The sequence below is a fragment of the Euzebya tangerina genome (assembly GCF_003074135.1).
GTDB lineage: Bacteria > Actinomycetota > Nitriliruptoria > Euzebyales > Euzebyaceae > Euzebya > Euzebya tangerina.
The window spans coordinates 220,753-240,837 of record NZ_PPDK01000002.1 but is presented as its reverse complement, the minus strand read 5'-3'; the positions used below and the strand labels follow the sequence as shown (position 1 = coordinate 240,837).

18 protein-coding genes are annotated in these 20,085 nt (G+C 70.1%); 6 read left to right on the top strand and 12 right to left on the bottom strand.

Annotated elements, in window-relative coordinates; genetic code table 11:
* Positions 1-13: 13 nt before the first annotated feature.
* The 6 genes from C1746_RS16885 to pgsA form a co-directional block, all read right to left on the bottom strand.
* Positions 14-307 (bottom strand): hypothetical protein, encoded by a 294-nt coding sequence (locus C1746_RS16885; protein WP_116715938.1) that lies wholly within the window; start codon positions 305-307, stop codon positions 14-16.
* Positions 308-504: 197 nt separating this feature from the next.
* The gene (locus C1746_RS16880; protein ID WP_116715937.1) at positions 505-1,089 is read right to left on the bottom strand and encodes a regulatory protein RecX; all 585 of its coding nucleotides are present in this window, start codon (positions 1,087-1,089) and stop codon (positions 505-507) included.
* Between the two features lie 24 nt (positions 1,090-1,113).
* On the bottom strand, positions 1,114-2,154 hold the full coding sequence (gene recA, locus C1746_RS16875) for a recombinase RecA (RefSeq protein WP_116715936.1): 1,041 nt from the start codon (positions 2,152-2,154) through the stop codon (positions 1,114-1,116).
* A 193-nt stretch (positions 2,155-2,347) separates the two neighbouring features.
* Positions 2,348-2,746, bottom strand: coding sequence for a hypothetical protein (locus tag C1746_RS16870; protein ID WP_116715935.1), 399 nt, complete (start codon positions 2,744-2,746; stop codon positions 2,348-2,350).
* Between the two features lie 108 nt (positions 2,747-2,854).
* Complete coding sequence (locus C1746_RS16865; protein WP_162867878.1) at positions 2,855-4,111, bottom strand: CinA family nicotinamide mononucleotide deamidase-related protein; 1,257 nt, start codon at positions 4,109-4,111, stop codon at positions 2,855-2,857.
* A gap of 52 nt (positions 4,112-4,163) precedes the next feature.
* Positions 4,164-4,748 (bottom strand): CDP-diacylglycerol--glycerol-3-phosphate 3-phosphatidyltransferase, encoded by a 585-nt coding sequence (gene pgsA / locus C1746_RS16860; RefSeq protein ID WP_116715933.1) that lies wholly within the window; start codon positions 4,746-4,748, stop codon positions 4,164-4,166.
* Positions 4,749-5,077: 329 nt separating this feature from the next.
* Between pgsA and C1746_RS16855 the strand changes: the two genes are divergently transcribed.
* Together C1746_RS16855 and C1746_RS16850 are read left to right on the top strand one after the other, a co-directional pair.
* Entirely contained in the window at positions 5,078-5,578 is a 501-nt protein-coding gene (locus tag C1746_RS16855) for a sigma-70 family RNA polymerase sigma factor (RefSeq protein WP_116715932.1), read from the top strand.
* A 5-nt stretch (positions 5,579-5,583) separates the two neighbouring features.
* Positions 5,584-6,264, top strand: a complete 681-nt coding sequence (locus C1746_RS16850; protein ID WP_162867877.1) for a hypothetical protein — start codon at positions 5,584-5,586, stop codon at positions 6,262-6,264.
* A 101-nt stretch (positions 6,265-6,365) separates the two neighbouring features.
* On the opposite strand, the gene C1746_RS16845 is transcribed toward C1746_RS16850, so the two are convergent.
* The 4 genes from C1746_RS16845 to C1746_RS16830 form a co-directional block, all read right to left on the bottom strand.
* Positions 6,366-9,638: a cell wall-binding repeat-containing protein gene (locus C1746_RS16845; RefSeq protein ID WP_116715930.1), complete on the bottom strand. Its 3,273-nt coding sequence runs from the start codon at positions 9,636-9,638 to the stop codon at positions 6,366-6,368.
* A 118-nt stretch (positions 9,639-9,756) separates the two neighbouring features.
* Entirely contained in the window at positions 9,757-11,166 is a 1,410-nt protein-coding gene (gene rimO, locus C1746_RS16840; protein ID WP_205711955.1) for a 30S ribosomal protein S12 methylthiotransferase RimO, read from the bottom strand.
* 24 nt (positions 11,167-11,190) lie between these two features.
* On the bottom strand, positions 11,191-12,012 hold the full coding sequence (locus C1746_RS16835) for a helix-turn-helix domain-containing protein (protein WP_116715929.1): 822 nt from the start codon (positions 12,010-12,012) through the stop codon (positions 11,191-11,193).
* Positions 12,013-12,119: 107 nt separating this feature from the next.
* On the bottom strand, positions 12,120-13,070 hold the full coding sequence (locus tag C1746_RS16830) for a glutaminase (RefSeq protein ID WP_116715928.1): 951 nt from the start codon (positions 13,068-13,070) through the stop codon (positions 12,120-12,122).
* An 83-nt stretch (positions 13,071-13,153) separates the two neighbouring features.
* On the opposite strand from C1746_RS16830, the gene C1746_RS16825 reads away from it, so the two are divergent.
* From C1746_RS16825 to C1746_RS16810, 4 genes are all read left to right on the top strand, one after another.
* On the top strand, positions 13,154-14,320 hold the full coding sequence (locus C1746_RS16825) for a CaiB/BaiF CoA transferase family protein (protein ID WP_116715927.1): 1,167 nt from the start codon (positions 13,154-13,156) through the stop codon (positions 14,318-14,320).
* A gap of 4 nt (positions 14,321-14,324) precedes the next feature.
* Positions 14,325-15,020: a sensor histidine kinase gene (locus tag C1746_RS16820; RefSeq protein WP_162867876.1), complete on the top strand. Its 696-nt coding sequence runs from the start codon at positions 14,325-14,327 to the stop codon at positions 15,018-15,020.
* The gene (locus tag C1746_RS16815; protein ID WP_116716207.1) at positions 15,020-15,415 is read left to right on the top strand and encodes a response regulator; all 396 of its coding nucleotides are present in this window, start codon (positions 15,020-15,022) and stop codon (positions 15,413-15,415) included. The genes C1746_RS16820 and C1746_RS16815 overlap by 1 nt, the downstream gene beginning before the upstream one ends.
* 69 nt (positions 15,416-15,484) lie before the next feature.
* Complete coding sequence (locus C1746_RS16810) at positions 15,485-17,269, top strand: copper resistance CopC/CopD family protein (RefSeq protein ID WP_162867875.1); 1,785 nt, start codon at positions 15,485-15,487, stop codon at positions 17,267-17,269.
* Here C1746_RS16810 and C1746_RS16805 read toward each other — a convergent pair.
* Together C1746_RS16805 and C1746_RS16800 are read right to left on the bottom strand one after the other, a co-directional pair.
* On the bottom strand, positions 17,259-18,218 hold the full coding sequence (locus C1746_RS16805; RefSeq protein ID WP_205711953.1) for a 2Fe-2S iron-sulfur cluster-binding protein: 960 nt from the start codon (positions 18,216-18,218) through the stop codon (positions 17,259-17,261). The genes C1746_RS16810 and C1746_RS16805 overlap by 11 nt on opposite strands.
* Positions 18,215-20,071 (bottom strand): NAD(P)H-dependent oxidoreductase subunit E, encoded by a 1,857-nt coding sequence (locus C1746_RS16800; RefSeq protein WP_116715924.1) that lies wholly within the window; start codon positions 20,069-20,071, stop codon positions 18,215-18,217. Before C1746_RS16800 ends, C1746_RS16805 begins: the two co-directional genes overlap by 4 nt.
* Positions 20,072-20,085 lie beyond the last annotated feature (14 nt).

Below are 20,085 nucleotides of genomic sequence, written 5' to 3'. Positions count from 1 at the left end.
ACGGTAGGTGGCCTCAGGCGTTGCCGCTCCGACGGGCGGGGGTGAGGGAGGCGTCTGGGACACCCTCCTCGTTCTCGCGGAGATCGATCCGCTCCATGCTGCCGCCGCGACCGGCGGCGAAGAACAACGCAGCCAGCCCGCCGAAGACGCCGGCGCTCATCCGGTCGTAGACCGCGACGCCGGCAAACCCGAGCAGGAGCGCGGCGTAGCCGACGTAGGCGCGCCACGAGGAACGGCGGATGAACATGGCGGCAGCCAGCGCCAGCGCAGGCAGTCCGATGAGCATCCAGACCTGGAAGACAGTCACGTTCGGGAGTCCTTCTCGAGCGGGTGAGGCGTTGTCGCAGGATACGCCCTGCACAGCCGGGGCCCAACACCAGTGGGTGGACTGCCCACCTCTGAGGAGCGAGAAGTGCACCCACCACGACCGAGCAGCGCCACGACCACACCCCTGACCGCTTGGCCCCACCCCGGGCCGCGACGCTCTGGGCCGGTTGGAGCGCTTCAGTCCCAGTCGCGGTCCATGGCGGTCACCCGCCGGGCGACCTGGTGAGCGATGTCGCTGGCGAAACCCCGTCTCACCAGGTAGCCCACCAGCCGGTTCGCCACCTTGGCCGGCTCGAGGGTGGCCGGCATGCCCTGCGCCCGCTTCCGGGCGAGCTCGGTGGCCTGCGCGGTCTCATCCACCTCGTCGAGCAGCGCGAGGGCCTGGTCGATCACCGCGTCGTCGAGCTTGCGCTTGCGCAGCTCTCGCTCGAGGCGGCGACGACCGTACCCGCGGTTCACCCCCCGATCGTTCACCCAGGCCTGCGCGAATGCGTGGTCGTCCAGGACCTTCATGGCAATAGCCCGCCGGACGACCGCATCGGCGACCTCGGCGGGGTGGTCACGCCCGATGAGCTTGTCCCGAGCCTCTGCGGTGGTCAGCGGCCGACGGGATGCTGATCGGATGAGGAAGGACAGCGCCTTCGAGCCGCCCTCAGGCAGATCGGACTGCTGCTCCTCGCCCTCTTGGCCCTCCCGGGCCTGCTCCGCGGTCCCGGCCCCCGCGACCAGCGCGCGGAGCTCGTCCAAGTCGACGTCGCCCATCGGCATCCAGCGGCGCCGGCCGACCTACTCCTCGTCCTGCGCGGCGAGCGCGTCGTCGCCGGTGACATCCGTCTGGACCATGCCGAGCAGCTCGGTGGTCTTCTTGTAGATCTCGTCGGCGACGTCGGCGTGCTCGCGGAGGAAGCTGCGGGCGTTCTCCCGTCCCTGCCCCAGCTGCTCGCCGTCGTAGGTGTACCAGGCACCGGCCTTCCGGATCAGCCCGTGCTCGACGCCCATGTCCAGCAGCGACCCCTCCTTGGAGATGCCCTCCCCGAACATGATGTCGAACTCGGCCTTGCGGAAGGGCGGAGCGAGCTTGTTCTTCACGACCTTCACGCGCACGCGGTTGCCGACGAACTCCTGCCCGTCCTTGAGCGATTCGATCCGGCGGATGTCCATCCGCACGGAGGAGTAGAACTTCAGCGCCCGACCACCCGGGGTGGTCTCAGGTGAACCGAACATAACCCCGATCTTCTCGCGCAGCTGGTTGATGAAGATGCAGCAGGTGCGGGACTTGCTGAGGTGCCCCGCCAGCTTCCGGAGCGCCTGGCTCATCAGACGAGCCTGAAGACCGACGTGGGTGTCGCCCATCTCCCCCTCGATCTCGGCACGGGGCGTGAGCGCAGCAACCGAGTCGACGACCAACAGGTCGATGGCGCCCGACCGCACGAGGGTGTCGGTGATCTCGAGCGCCTGCTCACCGGTGTCCGGCTGGGAGACCAACAGGGCATCCACGTCCACGCCGAGCGCCGCCGCGTAGACCGGGTCCAAGGCGTGCTCGGCGTCCACGAAGGCGGCGATGCCACCCTGCTTCTGTGCCTCGGCGATGGCGTGGAGCGCGACGGTCGTCTTCCCCGAGCTCTCCGGACCGTATATCTCGCACACGCGGCCGCGCGGGAAGCCGCCGATCCCCAGGGCCACGTCCAGGCCGATCGCGCCGGTGGGGATGGTGGCGACCTTCTGGGTCACGCCCTCTCCCATGCGCATGATCGCGCCCTTGCCGAACTGCTTCTCGATGGCCCCGAGTGCGACGTCGAGCGCCTTCTCACGATCTGATGCTGCCATTGCCGGTGTCTCCTGGTGTGTGGCTGGTGTGTGGGTCTGGTCTAGCCGGATGAACGCGTGTGAGGGACAGTACGAGCGGGGTGTGACATCAGGCCCTCGGCGGAGCGTCCGCCTGTGGACGAGCGTCGGTCGTCAACAGCCTATCGAACAATTGTTCGAATGGCGAGCAACCGATGTCGTACCGTCGATGGGTTCACCAGGTCCGACCGGGGAGGGTGTGCCCGTTCAGCAGGTCGACCGTGAAGTTGGTGTTGGTGGCCAGCGCCGCCTCGGCGTCACGACGCAGCGCGTGTGCCACGCGCAGGCACTCGGTGTGGGCCGTGCTGCCACGAAGTCCTGTGGGGATTCGCTCCGTGAGCGGCAAGACCTCCCGCACCACCTTCCAGGCCAGTGTCCGGAGACCTCGGACGTGGGACCACCGCTCCCGATCGCTGAGCTGCTCGCTGCGCATCGCGTTCGAGGTGTCCTGCATCGCGGCCTGGAGTGCGCGCCGGCACCAGCGGAGCTGCTCCTCCAGCGCGCTGAGCTGCCCATCGGAGCCAACCGGCAACCGCTCCGGTCGAGACGGTGCGGTGAGGGTTCCCAGTGCCATCAATGATCGCCTTCCAGAAGTGTAGTCACATCACTGTAGTTCGTCGTGGCACATGACGATACTGGTCCCCTGTGACATCTCCTCGACCTCCGGGCGTCAGCCGGTGCGTCAGCCGGCGGTCAACCGCCGCACGAATCGGTGCAGCGCGTTCAGTGCAACCGCCACCCCGAACTCCTGGACATCGGTGCGCCCCCGACCCGGGACGGTGATCGCCTTGGCCCGGGCGAGGCCATCCGGCCCGGCCGTCCCGATCCAGATGGTCCCAACCGGCTGGCCGCCCTGCGGGTCAGGACCGGCGACACCGACGATCGACAACCCGAGGTCGGCACCGAGACGATCGGCCGCGGCCGCGGCGAGGGACCGAGCGGTCCACTCCGACACCGGCCCCTCCCGCTCCACGCGCGCACCGTCCAGCCCGGCCAGGGACACCTTCGTCGCCGTGGCGTAGGTGATCAGCCCGCCCCGGAACCAATTCGAGGCACCGGGGACGGTGACCAGACGGGTCCCAACTCCCCCGCCGGTCATCGACTCGGCCACGGCGACCGTCATCTCGGCCGCGACCAGCCGTCGACCGATGTCGAACTCCACGCCCTCGTCGTCGAAGCCGATGGCGGCCTCCCCGAGCAGGCCAGCCGCCCGATCCGCCAGCGGGACCACCATGGCCGAGGCTGCCTCACGGGTCCCGGCCGTGGCCGTGAGCTTGACCCGGGTCTCCCCCCGCGAGGCCAGGAAGGCCAGCGTCACCTGGCCGTCCCGCTCGATCTCCTCCGCCAGGTCGGCCAGCGTGGCGGCGACCGTCGCCTCTCCGATGCCGCTGGTCCGCACGATGCGGGTGACGGTGACGGCCGCGTCGGCCCGCCTGACCAGGTCCGGGATGACGTCCTGATCCATCATCTCCTTCATCTCACGAGGCACGCCGGGCATGCAGAAGACCACCGCCTCCCCGACCTCCATCCCCACACCGGGCGCGGTGCCGACACGGGTCAGCCACCAGGCACCCTCCGGCAGCTCAGCCTGCTGCAGGTTGTTGGCGGTCATCTCGTAGCCACGCGAGGCGAAGTAGGCGGCGATCTCGTCGGCCATCGCCTCATCGAGGTGCGACGACACACCCCCGACCTGGGCCAGGGCCACCTTCGTCAGGTCGTCCTGGGTCGGGCCCAGCCCGCCGGTGGTCAGCACCACGTCCGCTGACGCAACCGCCGAACTGATCACCTCGCGCATGTCGTCGATCCCGTCGCTGACCGAGGTGTGCCGGACGACCTCGATCCCGATCTCGGCGAGCCGTCGGGAGATCCAGGCGGAGTTGGTGTCGGTGTTGTCGCCGAGCAGCAACTCGTTGCCGATGGCGATGATGTGGGCTCTCACAGGGGACGGCTTTCGGCTGGTTGATCGGCAGGGTGGTCGGCTGGACGTGGCGTCACGCCGTGGCGGAGGGCAGGTTGGCCTGCAGCCGACGGACGCGGCGGAAGTACTCGGCGCCGCTGACGATGGTCGCCAGCACGGCGATGGCGAGCGAGGTCTGCCGGGCGATCGCAGGCACGTCGGGATACAGGTACAGCGTCACGGCGACGACCTGCGTGACCGTCTTGACCTTCCCCCAGATCGAGGCGGCCACCACCACGCCGTGATTGCGGAGGAGCTGCGTGCGCTGGACCGTCACCGCCACCTCGCGCAGGACGATGACCACGACCGCCCACCAGGGCAGCTCGCGGAAGAAGGCCAGGATCGCCAGTGACCCGATGATGAGCAGCTTGTCGGCCAGAGGGTCGGCCAGCTTCCCCCAGTCGGTGACGCCGACGAGCCGGCGGGCCAGCCAGCCGTCGATCGAGTCGGTGAGGGCGGCGAAGACGAAGATCCCGAAGGCCCACCAGCGGGCCGACGATGTCGTGCCGGGATCGTCGGCAGCGCTGACGAAGAGCAGGTAGCCGATGACGGGGACCAGCAGCACCCGCAGGAACGTGAACGCGTTCGCGAGGTTGAAGGGTGAGGGTTGGTCCGCCACGACGCCGTAGTGTGCCCGCCAGTCCGGCCGCGCGGCGGCCCGATGCCTGACGCCACTGAATACCCGTCGCTCTGACGGGGGGAACCTTCGGCAATCCGGGTGGCCCCGTGCACCGAACCCAGTGGTGCACCCGCGCGACCAGCGCGCTGCCTGCCGGGAGTCGACAGGAACGGAGCTCGCCCCTCGTGGTCACGTCCAAACACGCCTGGACCCTGCATGCCATCCACGGGCCGGCAGCCTCGAGAGCTGAGGAAACCGCCGACGCTGCACGCGCGGATCAATCGGCACCGGATCCACCGGCTCGGCCGCGCCCGGCCGGAAAACCGGTCATGTCCTCCTCCAAGGACCTGCGGCAGGCTGTGGCAGCCCACGGCGCAGAGCTGTACCGGCTGGCGTATCGTCAGCTGAGCGATGTGGGAGTGGCCGAGGAGGTGGTGCAGGAGACCTTCCTCCGCGCCTGGAGGGCCAGAGACCGCTTCGACCCGAACCTCGCCTCGCTGCGGACCTGGCTCTTCTCCATCGCTCGCAACGTCATCATCGACACCCTCCGCCGACGCTCCGTGCGCGACCAGATCGTGGACCTGACCGACCGGGCCGAATCCATCGAGGACCACGCCGATTCGGTGCTCCGGTCCTTCCAGGTCGAGGAGGCCCTGGCTCGACTGTCTCCCGCCCACCGGGAGGCACTGGTCGAGGTCTACTACCGGGACCGACCCGCGAAGGCAGTTGCCGACGAACTCAGCCTGCCGGTCGGTACGGTTCGTAGTCGGGTCTTCTACGGGCTGCGCGCCCTGCGCCTCGCGCTCGAGGAGATGGGGTGGCGGGAGTGAACGACGTGCCACCCCCCTCGGAGGAGCCGCCGTTCCTGTCCCAGGACGTCCGCGAGGTGGTCGATCTGCTCGGCCTGTACGCCTTGGGCAAGCTCGACCCTGCCGATGAAGCCCGCGTCCGACTTGCCGTCGAGAACTCCGAACTCGTCGAGATCCTGCTCCGCCAGACCGAAGAGGCTGCCGCCGCGCTTCCGCTCGCCGATCCCGCGATGATCGGCCAGGAGCCGCCTCAACCCCCGGCTGGTGCGGAGGAGCGGGTGATGGCGACCATCCGCCGATACGAGCGCCGCCAAGGCTGGCGGAGGCTTGCGGCGACCGCCGCTGCAGCCGCGGCGATCGTGGTGGTGTTCGGCGCTGGCCGGCTGAGCGCACCCGCTCCGGCCGAGCCGCCCCTGGAAGCCATCTCCTTCACGGTCATCGAGGACATCGAGGTGGTCGAGGCGGATCTGATCAACCACACCTGGGGGACCGAGCTCGTGATGACCGTCACCGACGTCGCCCCCGGTGGCGTGTACCAGGTCGCGTTCCTCGACCAGGACGGGCAGCCGGTCGAGGCCGGCTCGTTCCTCGGCGCCGAGGAGCCGGTGATCTGCCGGATGAACGCCGCCATCCTCCGCGAGGCCGTCACGGGCCTGGTGGTTCAGGGTCCCGACGGCGCGACCGTGCTCCGCAGCGAGCTGAGCTGAGCGAACCCCGGGAGGGCTCGCACCAGGGCGACCACGCACGACGGCCCACCGGTTGCCGGTGGGCCGTCGGCTTGCGTCGGTCGCTCAGTCAGCGGCCGGCGCTACGGGGAGCTGGTCGGGAAGCTCTCCCGCACTCCGTCCTGCACCGCTTCAGACAGCGCATCGACCCCACCGAAGATGGTGACCGTCCCGATGCTCGGCGTCGCCTCGAAGTAGGCGGCGACCGACGCGCTGAGCGCCTCGCTGCCCGACAGGAGCAGCGGGCCACCCTGGGCCGAGACGACAACGCCGCCGGCAAGGGCGTCCGGGAAGGCACCCTCCGTGGCGATGCCCGCGACGGGTGGCGCCTCGAAGAACGTCGTGGCGACCTCGACTGCGGTGTCCACCCGGTTCGCTCCCTGGACCGGAGTGGCACCCGGGACGGCCGCCACGGCCGGACCACCGATCGCGAACAGCGTGTCGTTGCTCGTGTCGGTGTCGCTGTCCGAGCCGGGGTCGATCGTGGCGAGGTACGCCTCGGTCTCGGGCGGCAGCACGTCGCCCGAGGTCAGCAGCACCGCACCGTCGTTCGCGGCTGCGGCGGCACCTGAGGACACCGCGTCGGCGAACCCCTCACCGTCGGCCAGCAGGTTGAGGTCAGGCTCGTCCAGGCCGTCGGAGGCGATGATGACCGCGGTGTCGAACCGGTTGAGTCCGCCGTAGCGCACCACGTCGGTGCCCAGGGCCGTGACGTCGGCCTCCACCTGCTCGCTCAGCGCGTCGGTGCCGCCGAGCAGGTAGACGGTGCCGTCGGAGTCCAACACCCGCTGGATCTCGGTCTCGGTCGCCGAGTCCAGGCTGTCCTGACCGGACAGGAGCAGCGGGCCGTTCTCCTGGACCGCCAGCGGCGTCCCGGCGAGGGCGTCCGCGAACACGTCGGCCCTCGTGAGCACGACCGCACTGGCCTCGCCGTCGTCGAAGCTGGCCTGCGAGGCTGCGATCGCGGTCGCGATCCGATCCTCGCCCTGGACCCGGTCCACGACGATGGCCTGATCGAAGCAGCTGCCGTCGTCATCGGCATTGCCGCCGAGATCGGTCTCGACCAGCTCGTTGCAGGTGAGGCCGGTCGCCGGCGCCTGCGAGGTCAGGACGGTGTCGGTGGCCGTGTCGTTGCCACCGGCGTCGAACAGCGCGTTGCCGTCGCCGTCCGTGGCGTCGTTGGCCGAGGCGCGCACGCCGTCGAGGGTCAACTGGCCGCCCTCCTCGATGTAGAGGGCGCCACCGGCCGCACCGGTGTTGCCGGTGAGTGTGGTGCCGGTCACGACCATGGTCCCGCTGGTCCAGAACCCGCCGCCCTCGACGGCCGTGTTGCCGTCGGCGCTCCCACCGGTGACCGTGACGGTGCCGCCGCCGTCGTGGATGGCGCCGCCGTTGCCCGGCGCGGCCGCTTCGGCCACATCGTTGCCGGAGAAGTCGGTGTCGGAGATGTCCATCACCGAGCCGGCGTTCTCGATGGCCCCACCGGCACGGGCGGCGACGTTGGCGTCGAAGCTCGAGTCCTCGATGCTCATGACGGAGTCGCCCTCCTGGCCCTCATTGTTGAGGTTGAGGACGGCACCACCGGAGCCGGCTGCACCGGTCGCCAGATTGGCGTCGAAGGTCGAGTTCACGACGGTCATCGTGCCGGCGCCCTGGTTGAAGAGTGCGCCACCGCCGTTGTCCGCCTCGTCACCCGTTCCGACGTTGCCGGTGAAGATGACCGCGTCCACGGCGAAGGTTCCCGCGGCGTTCCAGAACGCACCGCCCTCGATCGCCGTGTTGTCATCGGCGCTGCCGCCGAAGACCGAGACGGTGCCTCCGCCGCTGTGGATGGCGCCCCCGTTGCCCGGGTTCGCGCCCACGGCGACGTCGTTGCTGTCGAAGGTGGAGTTCGAGACGTCGAGGATCGAACCGGCCGCCACCTCGATCGCGCCACCAGCGCGGTTTGCGCTGTTGCCGTCGAATGTGGAGCCCTCGACGGTCACCGTCGAGCCGTCGTCGACGACGATGATGGCGCCACCGGAGGCCGCGCCCTCGGTCGCGGTGTTGCCCGTGAAGTTGGAGCCCTCCACGGCCACCGTGCCGGCGCCCTGGTTGAAGATCGCGCCGCCGCCCATGTCGGCCGCGGTCCCGGCGGTGGTGTTGCCGTCGAAGGTGACCGCCTCCACCACGAAATCGCCCGTGCTGTTCCAGAAGGCGCCCCCCTCGGTCGCGGTGTTGCCCGCTGCGGTGCCGCCGGTCACGCTGACCGTGCCGTTGCCGCTGTGGATCGCACCGCCGTTGCCGGGGTTCGCTCCCGCAGCGACATCGTTCGCGGTGAAGTCGGAGTCGATGATCGTGGCGCTGGTGCCAGCAGCGACCTCGATCGCACCACCCGCGCGGTTGGCTGCGTTGTCGTCGAAGCTCGAGTCGGTGACCGTGATCGACGTTCCGTCGTCGACCAGGATGATCGCGCCACCGGAGGCGGCGCCGTTGGTTGCGGTGTTCGAGTCGAAGCTCGAGTCAGTCACCGAGATCGTGCCGCCGGCCTGGTTGAAGATCGCACCGCCGCCCATGTCAGCCTCGGTCCCGGTTGTGGTGTTCTGCGTGAACGTCACGCCATCGACGTCCATCGTGCCGGCTGCCAGCCAGAGGCCAGCGCCCTCCACGGCGGTGTTGTCCTGCACGGTGCCGCCCGTGATCGTGGTGGACCCACCGGCTGCGTGGACGGCCCCGCCGTTGCCGGCCGCCGGGACGCCGGTCGCGACGTTGTCGCTGAAGTCCGTGTCGGTCACGGTGACCGTGCCGCCGGTGTTCTCGATGCCGCCACCGGCCAGCGGCGCGGTGTTCCCGATGAGGGTCGAGGCGGAGATGTCCAGTGTGGAGTCGGCGTCCGCTCGGATGGCACCGCCGCGATCGTCAGGTGCAACACCTGCCGCGCCACCGGTGATGGTGAGGTCGGTGATGACCGCATCGCCGGCGATCAGGTCGACGGCACGGTCGCCGATGACCGTCGCGTCGATGGTCGAGCCGTTGCCCGTCAGGGTGATCTCGCTGGTGATGTCGAGGTCGCCGGTCCCAGCGATCTCCTCGCCGCTGCCGATGATCGTGAGCGCGTAGGTCTCATCCTCGCCCAGCGTGACCGTGTCTGCGCCAGGCAGGGCGTTGGCTTCCTGGATGGCCGCGCGCAGCGAACAGTTGTCCATGGCGTCGGCGCAGTCACCGTCGCCTGGACTGGCGTCCACCGTGTCCAGTGCGGTGTCGACGTCGAAGGTGGCGGCGGCGGCGGGGGTGGCGAGCCACACCAGCGCCATCAGGGCGACGCCGAGCGTGGTGATCACCAGCCCGGGCCTGTGGATCGGCAGTGTTCGGGACATGCGGAGAGCTCCTGTGGTTGGCTGCGACACCCGGCCGAGCTCGGTCGGGTCGTACAGGGGTGTACGCAGCAGCCCCCCGCGACGTTCAATCGCCGACCGAGGTCCTGGGGACCGCTGGTCAGGCCGGGCGAGCCAGGAGGTCCACCCCGTCCGTGCTGGTCACCACGACCGGCGCGAGACGTCCGACGGGGGTGCCAAGACCCTCGACCCGGATCTCGCCGTCGGTCTCCGGCGCCTCCCGGTAGCTGCGTCCGATCGCCGTCTCGGCCTCGTGGTCCTCCACCAGCACCTCGAGGCGCCGCCCGACGAACGCCTCGGCCTTCTCGAGCGCCACCGCCTCGATGATCTGGGTGATCTCCTCGGCCCGTGCCCGCGCCTCGTCATGGGGCACCTGGTCCGGCATGGTCGCCGCCGGGGTGCCGTCCTCCGCGGAGTAGGTGAAGACCCCCGACCAGTCGAGGCCCGCGGCGTCGACGAACGACGCCAGGGTGTCGACGTCCTCGTCGGTCTCGCCCGGGAAGCCGGTGATGAACGAGGAGCGGAAGACTGCGCCCGGATCGCGCTGCCGGATGCCCTCGATCAGCCTCAGGAACCGCTCGGGACTCCCCGACCGGGCCATCCGGTCGAGCACCGGAGCCGAGGCGTGCTGGAGCGACAGGTCGTAGTAGGGCACGACCGTGTCGCTGGCCGCCATGGACTCGAGCAGCAGTGGCGTGATCTCGGCGGGCTGGAGGTACATGAGCCGAACCATCTCGAGGCCCTCGACGCGGTCGAACATCTCGATCAGGTCAGCCTGACCGCGCCGGCCGCCCGGCAGATCCTTGTGGTAGGAGGTGGTGTTCTCGCTGACGCACACCAGCTCGCGCACGCCCTGCTCCACCAGCCAGCGGACCTCCGCCTCGAGCTCGGTCACCGTCCGCGAGCCGAACCGACCACGGAACGACGGGATCGAGCAGAACGTGCAGACCCGGTCGCAGCCACCCGCGATCTTGAGGTACGCCCAGGGGCCCTTCGGCACGGTTCGGAGCGGGAACGAGGCGGTGGGTGGTGCGTCGGGGCCGGATGGTCCGGTGCCGAACAGCGGCAATCCACGCCTGCTGGCTGGAGCCTCATCGGACGCAACGGCGTCCCCGTTCGGGTCGCGGACCCCGAGGGCCGACCCGACGATCTGGGGCAACTCGCGATACCGGTCGAACCCAACGACGGCGGCGGCTTCGGGGACGGCGTCGGCCAACTCCTGCCCGTACCGCTCGGCCATGCAGCCCACCACGACGACGGGCTTGGTGGTGTCGGTTGCACCGAGCACCACGTCCACGGACTCCTCGCGGGCGGGTGCGATGAAGGTGCAGGTGTTGACGACCAGCAGGTCGGCGTCGTCGGGCTCGGTGACCATGTCGTACCCGTCGGCCGTCAGCAGGCCACCGACGTTGTCGCTGTCGACGTCGTTGCGCCCACAGCCGAGGGTGATGATCGCGACCTTGCCCTTGCCGTCACTGGGCCGGATCTGCCCCGCGTCCACCTGACTCACGCTGCCCTGCTCATGCGGTGAGGCTCACGACGAGACCGCCTCGGCCGAGCACTCCGTGGCCCCGATCACACAGGTGATCTGCACCGGGGCACCGAGGAACTGCGCCGGAGCCGGCAGCATCAGCCCGTTGACCAGCACCTCGACCGACCCGTAGTCCCCGACCACGAAGGACACCCGGTCGCCGCTCGGTGCGAGCTCCACCGACTCGGCCGCCGCCAACTCCCGATCCACCACCGGCTGACCTTGCAGGACGTTCACGCGGACGGGTGTGGTGGCATCGATCTGCACCGCCAGGGTCTCGAAGACCACGGCGTCGGGCGCCGGCGCCGGCGCGGCGGAGGGCTCGGAGGGCACCGTGGCCGCGTCGCCGGCCGCCGCGTCCTCGGTCTCCGCGACCTCCTGGGTCGCTGCCGGGACCGGGCCGGGCGCGTCCTCGTCGAGCTCGGCGGCGTCATCGCCACCGCCACGGAAGAGCAGGAACAGCACGGCCATCACCAACACGATGGCGACGCCGGCCACCGCCGGCTGGTTCAGCAGCTGGGCGATGCCGGGCGGTCGGGCGGGCAGCACCTCGTCGATCGTGGCCCCCGGGATCGCGGTGACCTCGGCGGGCTTCTCGTGATTGTCCCGGAACTCCTGGACCAGCGCCTCGGCGTCGAGCCCCAGGTACTTGCCGTACAGCCGGATGAACCCGCGCGCGTAGACATCGCCGCCCAGGACGTCGAAGTCCTCGGTCTCGAGGGCCGCCAGGTAGGACTCCCGCACCCGTGTCTCGGCAGCAGCATCGGCCAGCGTGCGTCCTTGCCGCCGCCGCTCGCTGCTGAGGGTCTCGCCTATCCCGGCCATGTCGTGCCCGAGGGTAGCGGCGACCGAGGACAGCCCGACCCCACCACCCTGGTCAGACGACGGACGCGCGCGTCCCGGCGTCACAGGTCCTGGCCCGAGGGACGCGCTCAGAAGACCGACAGCCCGGTCCGGTCGATCAGGGCCTCCAGTGCTGCTCGTCCCTGAACCGAGTTCCCGGTCTGGTCCAGGCGAGGCGACCACGCGCAGGCCGAGAGGTGATGCGGGACGATTCCCACGACGCCCCCTCCGACGCCCGACTTGCAGGGGATGCCGACGCGGAAGGCGAACTCGCCGGCGGCGTCGTAGGTACCACAGGTCAACATCAGCGCATTGACCCGGCGGGCCTTCTCGGCGGAGAGCACCCGGGCGCCCGACCGCGGATCGACGCCGTCGTTGGCCAGGTAGCCCAGCGACCGGGCCAGCTGGGCCGGCGTCATGGCGATGGAGCACTGGGCGAAGTAGATGTCGAGCACGGCTTGCGGGTCGCCGTGGATGTTGCCGAAGCCCGTCATCAGGTTGGCCAGCGACCGGTTGCGGAAGCCGGTCTCCGCTTCGGACAGGGCGACCTCCCCGTCGACGGTCACCGGCTCGCCGCAGAGCTCGGACACCAACTGCACGAGTTCGGAGAGTGGATCGTCGAGGCACGTCCGCAGGATGTCGGCCAGCACGATCGCGCCGGCGTTGATGAAGGGATTGCGAGGTTTGCCGTTCTCGTACTCGAGTTGGACCAGCGAGTTGAACGGGTCGCCGGAGGGTTCACGCCCCATCCGCTCCCAGATGTCACCGGCGAACCGCTGCATCGCCAGCGTCAGGGTGAACACCTTGCTGATCGACTGGATGCTGAAGGTGGTGTCGGCATCCCCGACCGCGGCCGGCGGCCCGTCCAGCGGTGCGACGGCCAGGGCGAAGTGGGCCGGGTCGACCCGGGCGAGCGCCGGGATGTAGGTCGCGACGGCGCCCTGGTCAGCCAGTCCGGCCACATCCTGGGCGACCTGCTCGACCACGACATCCAGGTCGGCTCCGGTCGGGCCACGTGAAGCGGTCACATTCGTCCCCATTCAAGCACCAGTTGGATCGTGCAGCGGGCCGGAGCATACGGTGGGCGCGCAACTGCAGCCCGACGACCCAACGAGGCGATGACGTGTCCCGACCCGGCCCCCTGAACGGCCTGCGTGTGATCGAGATCCAGGGGATCGGTCCCGGACCCTTCGCGGCGATGGTCCTGGCGGACCTGGGCGCCGAGGTCATCCGCGTCGACCGGACATCGGCCGGCGGGCTGAGCATCGGCGAGGGACCGCAGGGCCACGACGTGATGAGCCGCAGCCGTCAATCGGTGGCCATCAACCTGAAGGACCCGAAGGGCGTCGAGGTGCTGCTGGCCCTGGTCCGGACCGCCGACGTGCTGATCGAGGGCTTCAGGCCGGGGGTGGCCGAGCGCCTCGGCATCGGACCCGACCCGTGCGCGGCGGTCAACCCGGGACTGGTCTACGGGCGCATGACCGGGTGGGGGCAGACCGGCCCGTGGGCGACGATGGCCGGCCACGACCTGGACTACATCGCGTTGGCCGGCGCGTTGCAGCCCATGGGTGAGGAGGGCAAGCCGCCCCCCGTGCCTCTCAACCTGATCGGCGACTTCGGTGGGGGTGGCATGCTGCTGGTCGTCGGCGTGCTGGCCGCGCTCGTCGAGCGGCAGGGCAGCGGTCAGGGCCAGGTGGTCGACGCCGCCATGGTCGACGGGTCAGCGCTGCTGATGAACATGTTCCACGGCATGCGGTCGATGGGGTCGTGGGACGAGACACGTCGTGCCGCGAACCTGCTGGATGGTGGCGCGCCCTTCTACCGCAACTACGTCTGCGCTGATGGCGGCTACGTCGCCGTGGGCGCGCTGGAGCCGCAGTTCTACGCCGAACTGCTCTCGTTGCTGGATCTGGACCCCGCGGAGTGGCCGCAGTTCGACCGGACGCGGTGGCCTGATCTTGCGCGTGCGCTGGCCGAGCGGTTCGCCGCTGCGCCCCGACGCCACTGGGAGGAGGTCTTCGAGGGAACCGACGCCTGCGTCGCCCCAGCTCTGACCATGGCGGAGGCTGCCACCCACCCGCACCTGGCCGATCGCGAGACGTTCATCGAGGTCGACGGCGTGTCCCAGGCTGCCCCCGCACCTCGGTTCTCCCGAACCCCCTCCGGCCGTCCGTCGGCCCCTCCCGGTCGGGGTGCTGACACCGAAGCGGTTCTCGCCCGGATAGGATTCGACCTCGATGAGATACGGGCCTTGGCTCGTGCTGGGGCGATCGCAACGGAGGCGAACTGAGCGGGTGAGTGATGACATAGGTGCCTCCTCGACCGAGACCGGGGTCGAGGACCTGGCTGCGATCCGCAGCCGTGTGATCAACGTCGTGGGGCACGAGCTGCGCACGCCCGTCACCGTCATCCACGGGTTGGCGGAGCAACTCGCCCGCGCCACGGAGCTGGACGCCGTGACCGAGGAGATCGCTCCGGCTCTGCTCCGCAACACGCGGCGGTTGACTCGGCTGCTCGACGATCTGCTGGTCGCCTCCGGGATCAGCACGGCCGTGCCGACGGAGGATCCGGCACCGGTTGATCTTGCGGCGTTGATCGCCGAGCGCTGGTCAGGCATGTCGGACCGGTCACTCGCGCTCGGTGGGGACGTCCAGACGATGAACCTGCTGCCACAGTCGGTGGTGCTGGCCCTCGACGCCGTCCTGCACAATGCCGCGCAGTACGGTACCGACACGGCCGTGCAGGTGGCCAGCACCGACCGGGGTGCGCGGGTCACGATTGCCTCGACCGGCGGGAGGATCACCGATGACGAGTTGCGACTTGCCACGCAGCCCTTCTTCCGCGGCGAGTACGCGGTGACGACCCGTCCCGGGCTTGGTCTGGGACTGGCGGTGGCCGATCAGGTGCTGCGGCACATCGGTGGTCGGCTCGAACTCTCGCGTGACGGACAGGACACCCTGGTCACGGACGTGTGGGTGGTCGGCACCTGATGAGCGAGCCCATCCGCGTGGTCATCGCCGATGACGAACCCGACATGCGTCTGCTGCTGCGGATGCAGTTGGGGGGTCGGCCGGACTTCACCGTCGTGGGCGAGGCGGCCGACGGCGACGAGGCGGTAACCGAAGCCGTCGAAGGCGCCGCCGACGTGGTCGTCATGGACCTGTTGATGCCCGGGACCAGCGGGTTCGAGGGCATCGCCATGCTGACGGGTGACCATCCGGACATCGCGGTCGTCGCCTACACCGCCGTCGCCGGTGAGTACGTGCGCGAGGAGATGTCGCGTCTCGGCATCGATCTGGTCCTGAAGAGCGGCGACATCGAGCCGTTGGCCCAGGCGCTGCTCGGTGCGGTCGGTACGTCGGATCGGGCACTGCCCGTCGACTGAGGTCGGGCGCCCCCCGTGGCCAAGGGCGTGCCACCTGACCGGGCCGCCATCCCGTGCCAGCATGGCCTCATGCTTCGCGTCTCGCTGGCAGGCCGCCGCCCCGACCGTGGTCGGCGTGTCCTGCTGCGTCTGGGCGGTCTGGCGGCGTTGACCCTGGCGGTGATGCTGGCGCTGGCGCCCCCGGCGCTGGCGCACGCCTCGCTGGAGGGCGGGTCGGTCACCGATGGGCAGGTCCTCGACGTGGCCCCGGAGGAGCTGTTCCTCGAGTTCAACGAGCCGGTGGAGGCAACCACCTCCGGTCTGCGGGTCTTCGCAACTGGCGGGGAGCGCGTCGATCAGGGCGGGACGTTCCAGACGGCGGACGCCCCGGATCTCGTTCGTGTCGAGCTGGATCGTGATCTGGCGAACGGCACCTACGCCGTCACCTACCGCGTGACGTCGGCCGACGGCCACCCGATCGACGGCGCCATGATCTTCAGCGTCGGTCAGGAGGCCAGCGGGGCCGAGGATCTGCTCGAGCAGGTCTTCGGTGGCGACAGCGAACAGGCCTATGCCATCGCCGCCATGATCACCCGGTGGGTCGGGTACGTCGCGGTGCTGGTCGTGGCCGGGGTCCTGGCGGCGGCCTGGTGGCTCTCCGGGACTGCCCGCGACGCGCTGGTCGCCCTGACCTCGTGGCTCAGGCGCGGGGCGATCGCCGTGGTCGTCACCGCGGTGCTGACGGTGGTGTGGCAGACCATCCTGGTCGGCGGGGATGGCTTGGGATCCCTGGCCGACACCGCCTCGCTGTCAGCCACGCTGACCAGCTTCGTCGGCTGGTCGGCGGCCGCCCGGGCCGTCGGCGGGGCGCTGGTGTGGATGGCCTTGCGTCGCTGGACCGATGAGGGCGCCGTCGGCGTCAGTGGCCTGGCTGCCGTCGGAGCAGGTGTTGCCCTCGGCTCGTTCCTGTTCGAGGGGCACACGCTGACCACCGAACCGGCCGCCGTGGTGTGGTCGGCCGCAGCGATCCACCTGGCCACGACCGCCCTGTGGACCGGCGGACTGGTGCTGCTCTTCGTGGTGCTCCGCATCCGTCGTCGTGCGGACGACCCCGTCGGTGCCGGCCGGACCATCGCGCGGTTCTCTGCCCTGTTCACCGTCTCCGTCGTCGCCGTGCTCGGCGCGGGGGCGGCGCTGTCCTGGGTCGAGGTCCGCGCGGCCCGGGCGTTGTTCTCCACCTCCTACGGACTGGTGCTGGTCGCCAAGGTCGCGTTGGTCGGAGTCCTGGTTGCCATCGGGGCATACAACAACCGGCGGCTGGTGCCCGTACTGACCGCCAGACGGGCCCGGCAACGGGCCGGCAAGCAGCCGGTCATCGCGGGTGGATCGGACGAGGTGGCCGACAAGGCGACCGAGCGGGACCGGGCGTGGGCACACCTCGGCATGACCGTCTTCACCGAGCTCGGGGCCATCGTCGCGGTGCTGGCCCTGACCGGCGCGCTGGTGGCGCTCCAACCCGCAGCGGAAGCTGCCGGTGTCACCGGGGCCTACTCCGAGACGGTCGAGTTCGACGGCATCGGTCAGATGACGTTCACCGTCGACCCCAACGTGGCCGGGCAGAACGAGATCCACATCTACCTGCTGGGTGAGACCGGTCGGCCGGTCGACGTGGCCGAGTCGGTGACCCTGTTGCTCTCCCATCCCGAGCTGGACATCGGGCCGATCGAGCGGGAGCCGACGATCGCCGGCCCCGGCCACTACCTCCTGGCCGGACCGGAACTCAACCAGCCGGGGGTGTGGGAGATCACGACGGAGGTGGCGCTCACACGGTTCGACATCGTCTCCGAGACCATCTCGGTCACGGTCAACGAGTAGGACCGCCGTCCCGGCCACTCGCCCGGGCCGCGGCCAGCACGTCGTCGATCGGCGTCGTCATCGGGTCCGGCAAGTTCTGGACGTAGTCGTAGCCAAACCGGCCCTTGATGCACAGGTGGCCGCTGGTGACCTCGTGGTCCTGGGGTGAGGTGACCTTGACGATCCGGTTGTCCTGCACGTGCAGTTCGAGGTTGCAGCCCACCCCGCAGAACGAGCAGACCGTCCGCGTCACCTCCTGCACGTCCTCGTCCCACAGCCCTTCCTCACGCAACTGATGTTCGGAGGAGAACATGATCGCTCCGGTGGGGCAGACGGCGATGCAGTTGCCGCAGAACACACAGGCGGAGTCGCCGAGTGCCACGTCGTACTCCGTCGACACGCCGGCCTCGAAGCCCCGACCGGCAACCGTGATGGCGAAGGTGTTCTGTGCCTGCTCGCCGCACGCGTCGACGCACTTGTAGCAGGTGATGCAGCGGCTGTAGTCCCGCATGTACAGCGCGTTGTCGATCTTCGCCGGCTGCTCGACGGTCCGGGCCGCCTCGCCGTAGCGGTCGGGGTCGGCCTCATAGCGCTGCGTCCAGTCGATGATCTCCGACGAGGCGTAGGACATGTCCACCGACGACCCGAGCAGCTCCAGGACCATGCGCCGGCTGTGGCGGACGCGCTCGGAGTTGGTCTGGACGACCATGCCGTCCTCGACCTTCCTGGCACACGACGGCACCAAGGTCCGGGATCCCTCCACCTCGACGACACAGACCCGGCAGGCGGCAGCCGGCTCGAGCACGTCGGAGTAGCACAACGTCGGTGTGTCGATCTGCTGGCGGTGGCAGGCGTCGAGCAGCGTCGTCCCGGCAGGCACGTCGACCTGCTGGCCGTCGATGGTGAGGCTGACCGGAGGCGGCTCAGGCGGTGCGGGCGGACGTCGGGGGATGACCGGATGCGTGCTCACGCCGGGACCTCGCTCTTGCCCAGCAGTCCGAGATCGAGCGCCGAGCGGATCGCGGTGCCAGCGGTGTGGCCCAGTCCGCAGATCGATGCGTCCTTCATCACCAGGTCCAACTCCTCGATCAGTCGTCGTTCGCGCGTCCCGGCCCCGTTCGCCCGTGGGCCGGCGGCGAGGAAGCGACCGAGCGCCTCCTCGACCCGAACCGTTCCCACGCGACAGGGGACGCACTGACCGCATGACTCGTCGCGGAAGAACCGGGCTATCCGGGTGGTGGCATCACCCAGGTCGGCGCTCGGCCCGAAGACCATGACCACACCGGATCCCAGGCCCAGCCCGGCCGACCTGGCGTCCTCGAACGTCAGCGGCAGGTCCAGGTCCCCCGGCCCGACGAAGGCCCCGGCGGCCCCGCCCAGGAGAACGGCGCTGACCTGGGCCGGCTCCCCACCCGCCAGGCTGATCAGATCGCGCAGGATCATGCCCGACTCCACCTCGTACACCCCGGGTGTGTCGACGGCACCGGAGAGGCAGAACAGCCGCGTGCCGGTCGAGTCGTCGGTGCCGATCCGGGCGAACGCGGCGCCGCCCTCCTCCAGAATCGGCAGGACGTTCACCAACGTCTCGACGTTGTTGACCACGGTCGGGCGACCGAACAAGCCCACATCGGTGGGGAACGGTGGCTTGCTGCGCGGCTCGCCCCGATATCCCTCGATGGAGTTCATCAGGGCCGTCTCCTCGCCACAGATGTAGGCACCCTGGCCGCGGCGGAGGTCGATGTCGAAGCTGAACCCCTCGCCCAGCACGTCCTCGCCCAGCATGCCGGCGGTGCGGGCCGCCTGCATGGCGCCGCGGAGCCGGGCGGTGGCGATGGGGTACTCGCCACGGATGTAGATGTACCCCTGCTCGGCACCGACGGCGAAGCCGGCGATGGTCATGGCCTCGATCAGCGCGAAGGGGTCCCCCTCCATGATCGTGCGGTCCTTGAACGTGCCGGGTTCGGACTCGTCGGCGTTGCAGATCAGGTAGCGCGGCCCCTCGGCGTGCGCGGCGACAGCGGACCACTTCACGTGTGCCGGGAAGGCGGCGCCACCGCGGCCGCGCAGGCCGGATGCCTTGACCTCCTCGATCACCCGATCAGGGCCGAGTTCGACGGCGCGGCGGAGGGCGGCGTACCCACCGGCGTCGCGGTAGGCATCCAGGTCGGTCGGGTCGACCACCCCGACGCGGCGGAGGAGGCGCATGCCCTCGACCTGTGGCGGGAGGACGTCGGGCGCACCGCCCGGCGAGGAGCCGGTCAGCACGGCCACCGCCTCGTCAGTTCCGGTCTCCACCAGGACCGCGTCGTCGGTGCCGGCCAGCTGGGCGTAGCAGGCGGGTGCCCGGTCGCACTGGCCGATGCAGGGTGAGCGGTGCCAGGTCGCTGACTCTCCGTCGGACGTCTGCACCACGGCACCCTCCGGCCCGAAGTGCTCCTCGACCCCCGCGATCAGCTCGGTGCCGCCGAAGCCGCGACAGCCGACGTCATCGCAGACGTGCAGAACCCGGGGCGGCTGCTCGGTGACGCTGAGGAGCTCGTAGAAGGTGGCCACGCCGTAGGCCTCTGCCGGAGGTACCCCGAGCTGCCGACAGATGTGCATCAGCGCACCCTCGCTGATCCACCCGATGGCGGACTGCACGGCGTCGAACGCCGGCAGCAGCTCGTCCCGCCGCTCCCTGCTTCGCCCGGTCCGGGCAACGCGGAGATCCTGCTCGGAGCGCTGCTCGGCACCGGTCCAGACGGAGTCGGGCGCACCCAGCAGTCCGTCGATCACGGCGCGCTCTGCGGCGGTGGGCTCGGCGTCGGAGAAGGTCAGATCCATCGGACGCCCTCCGT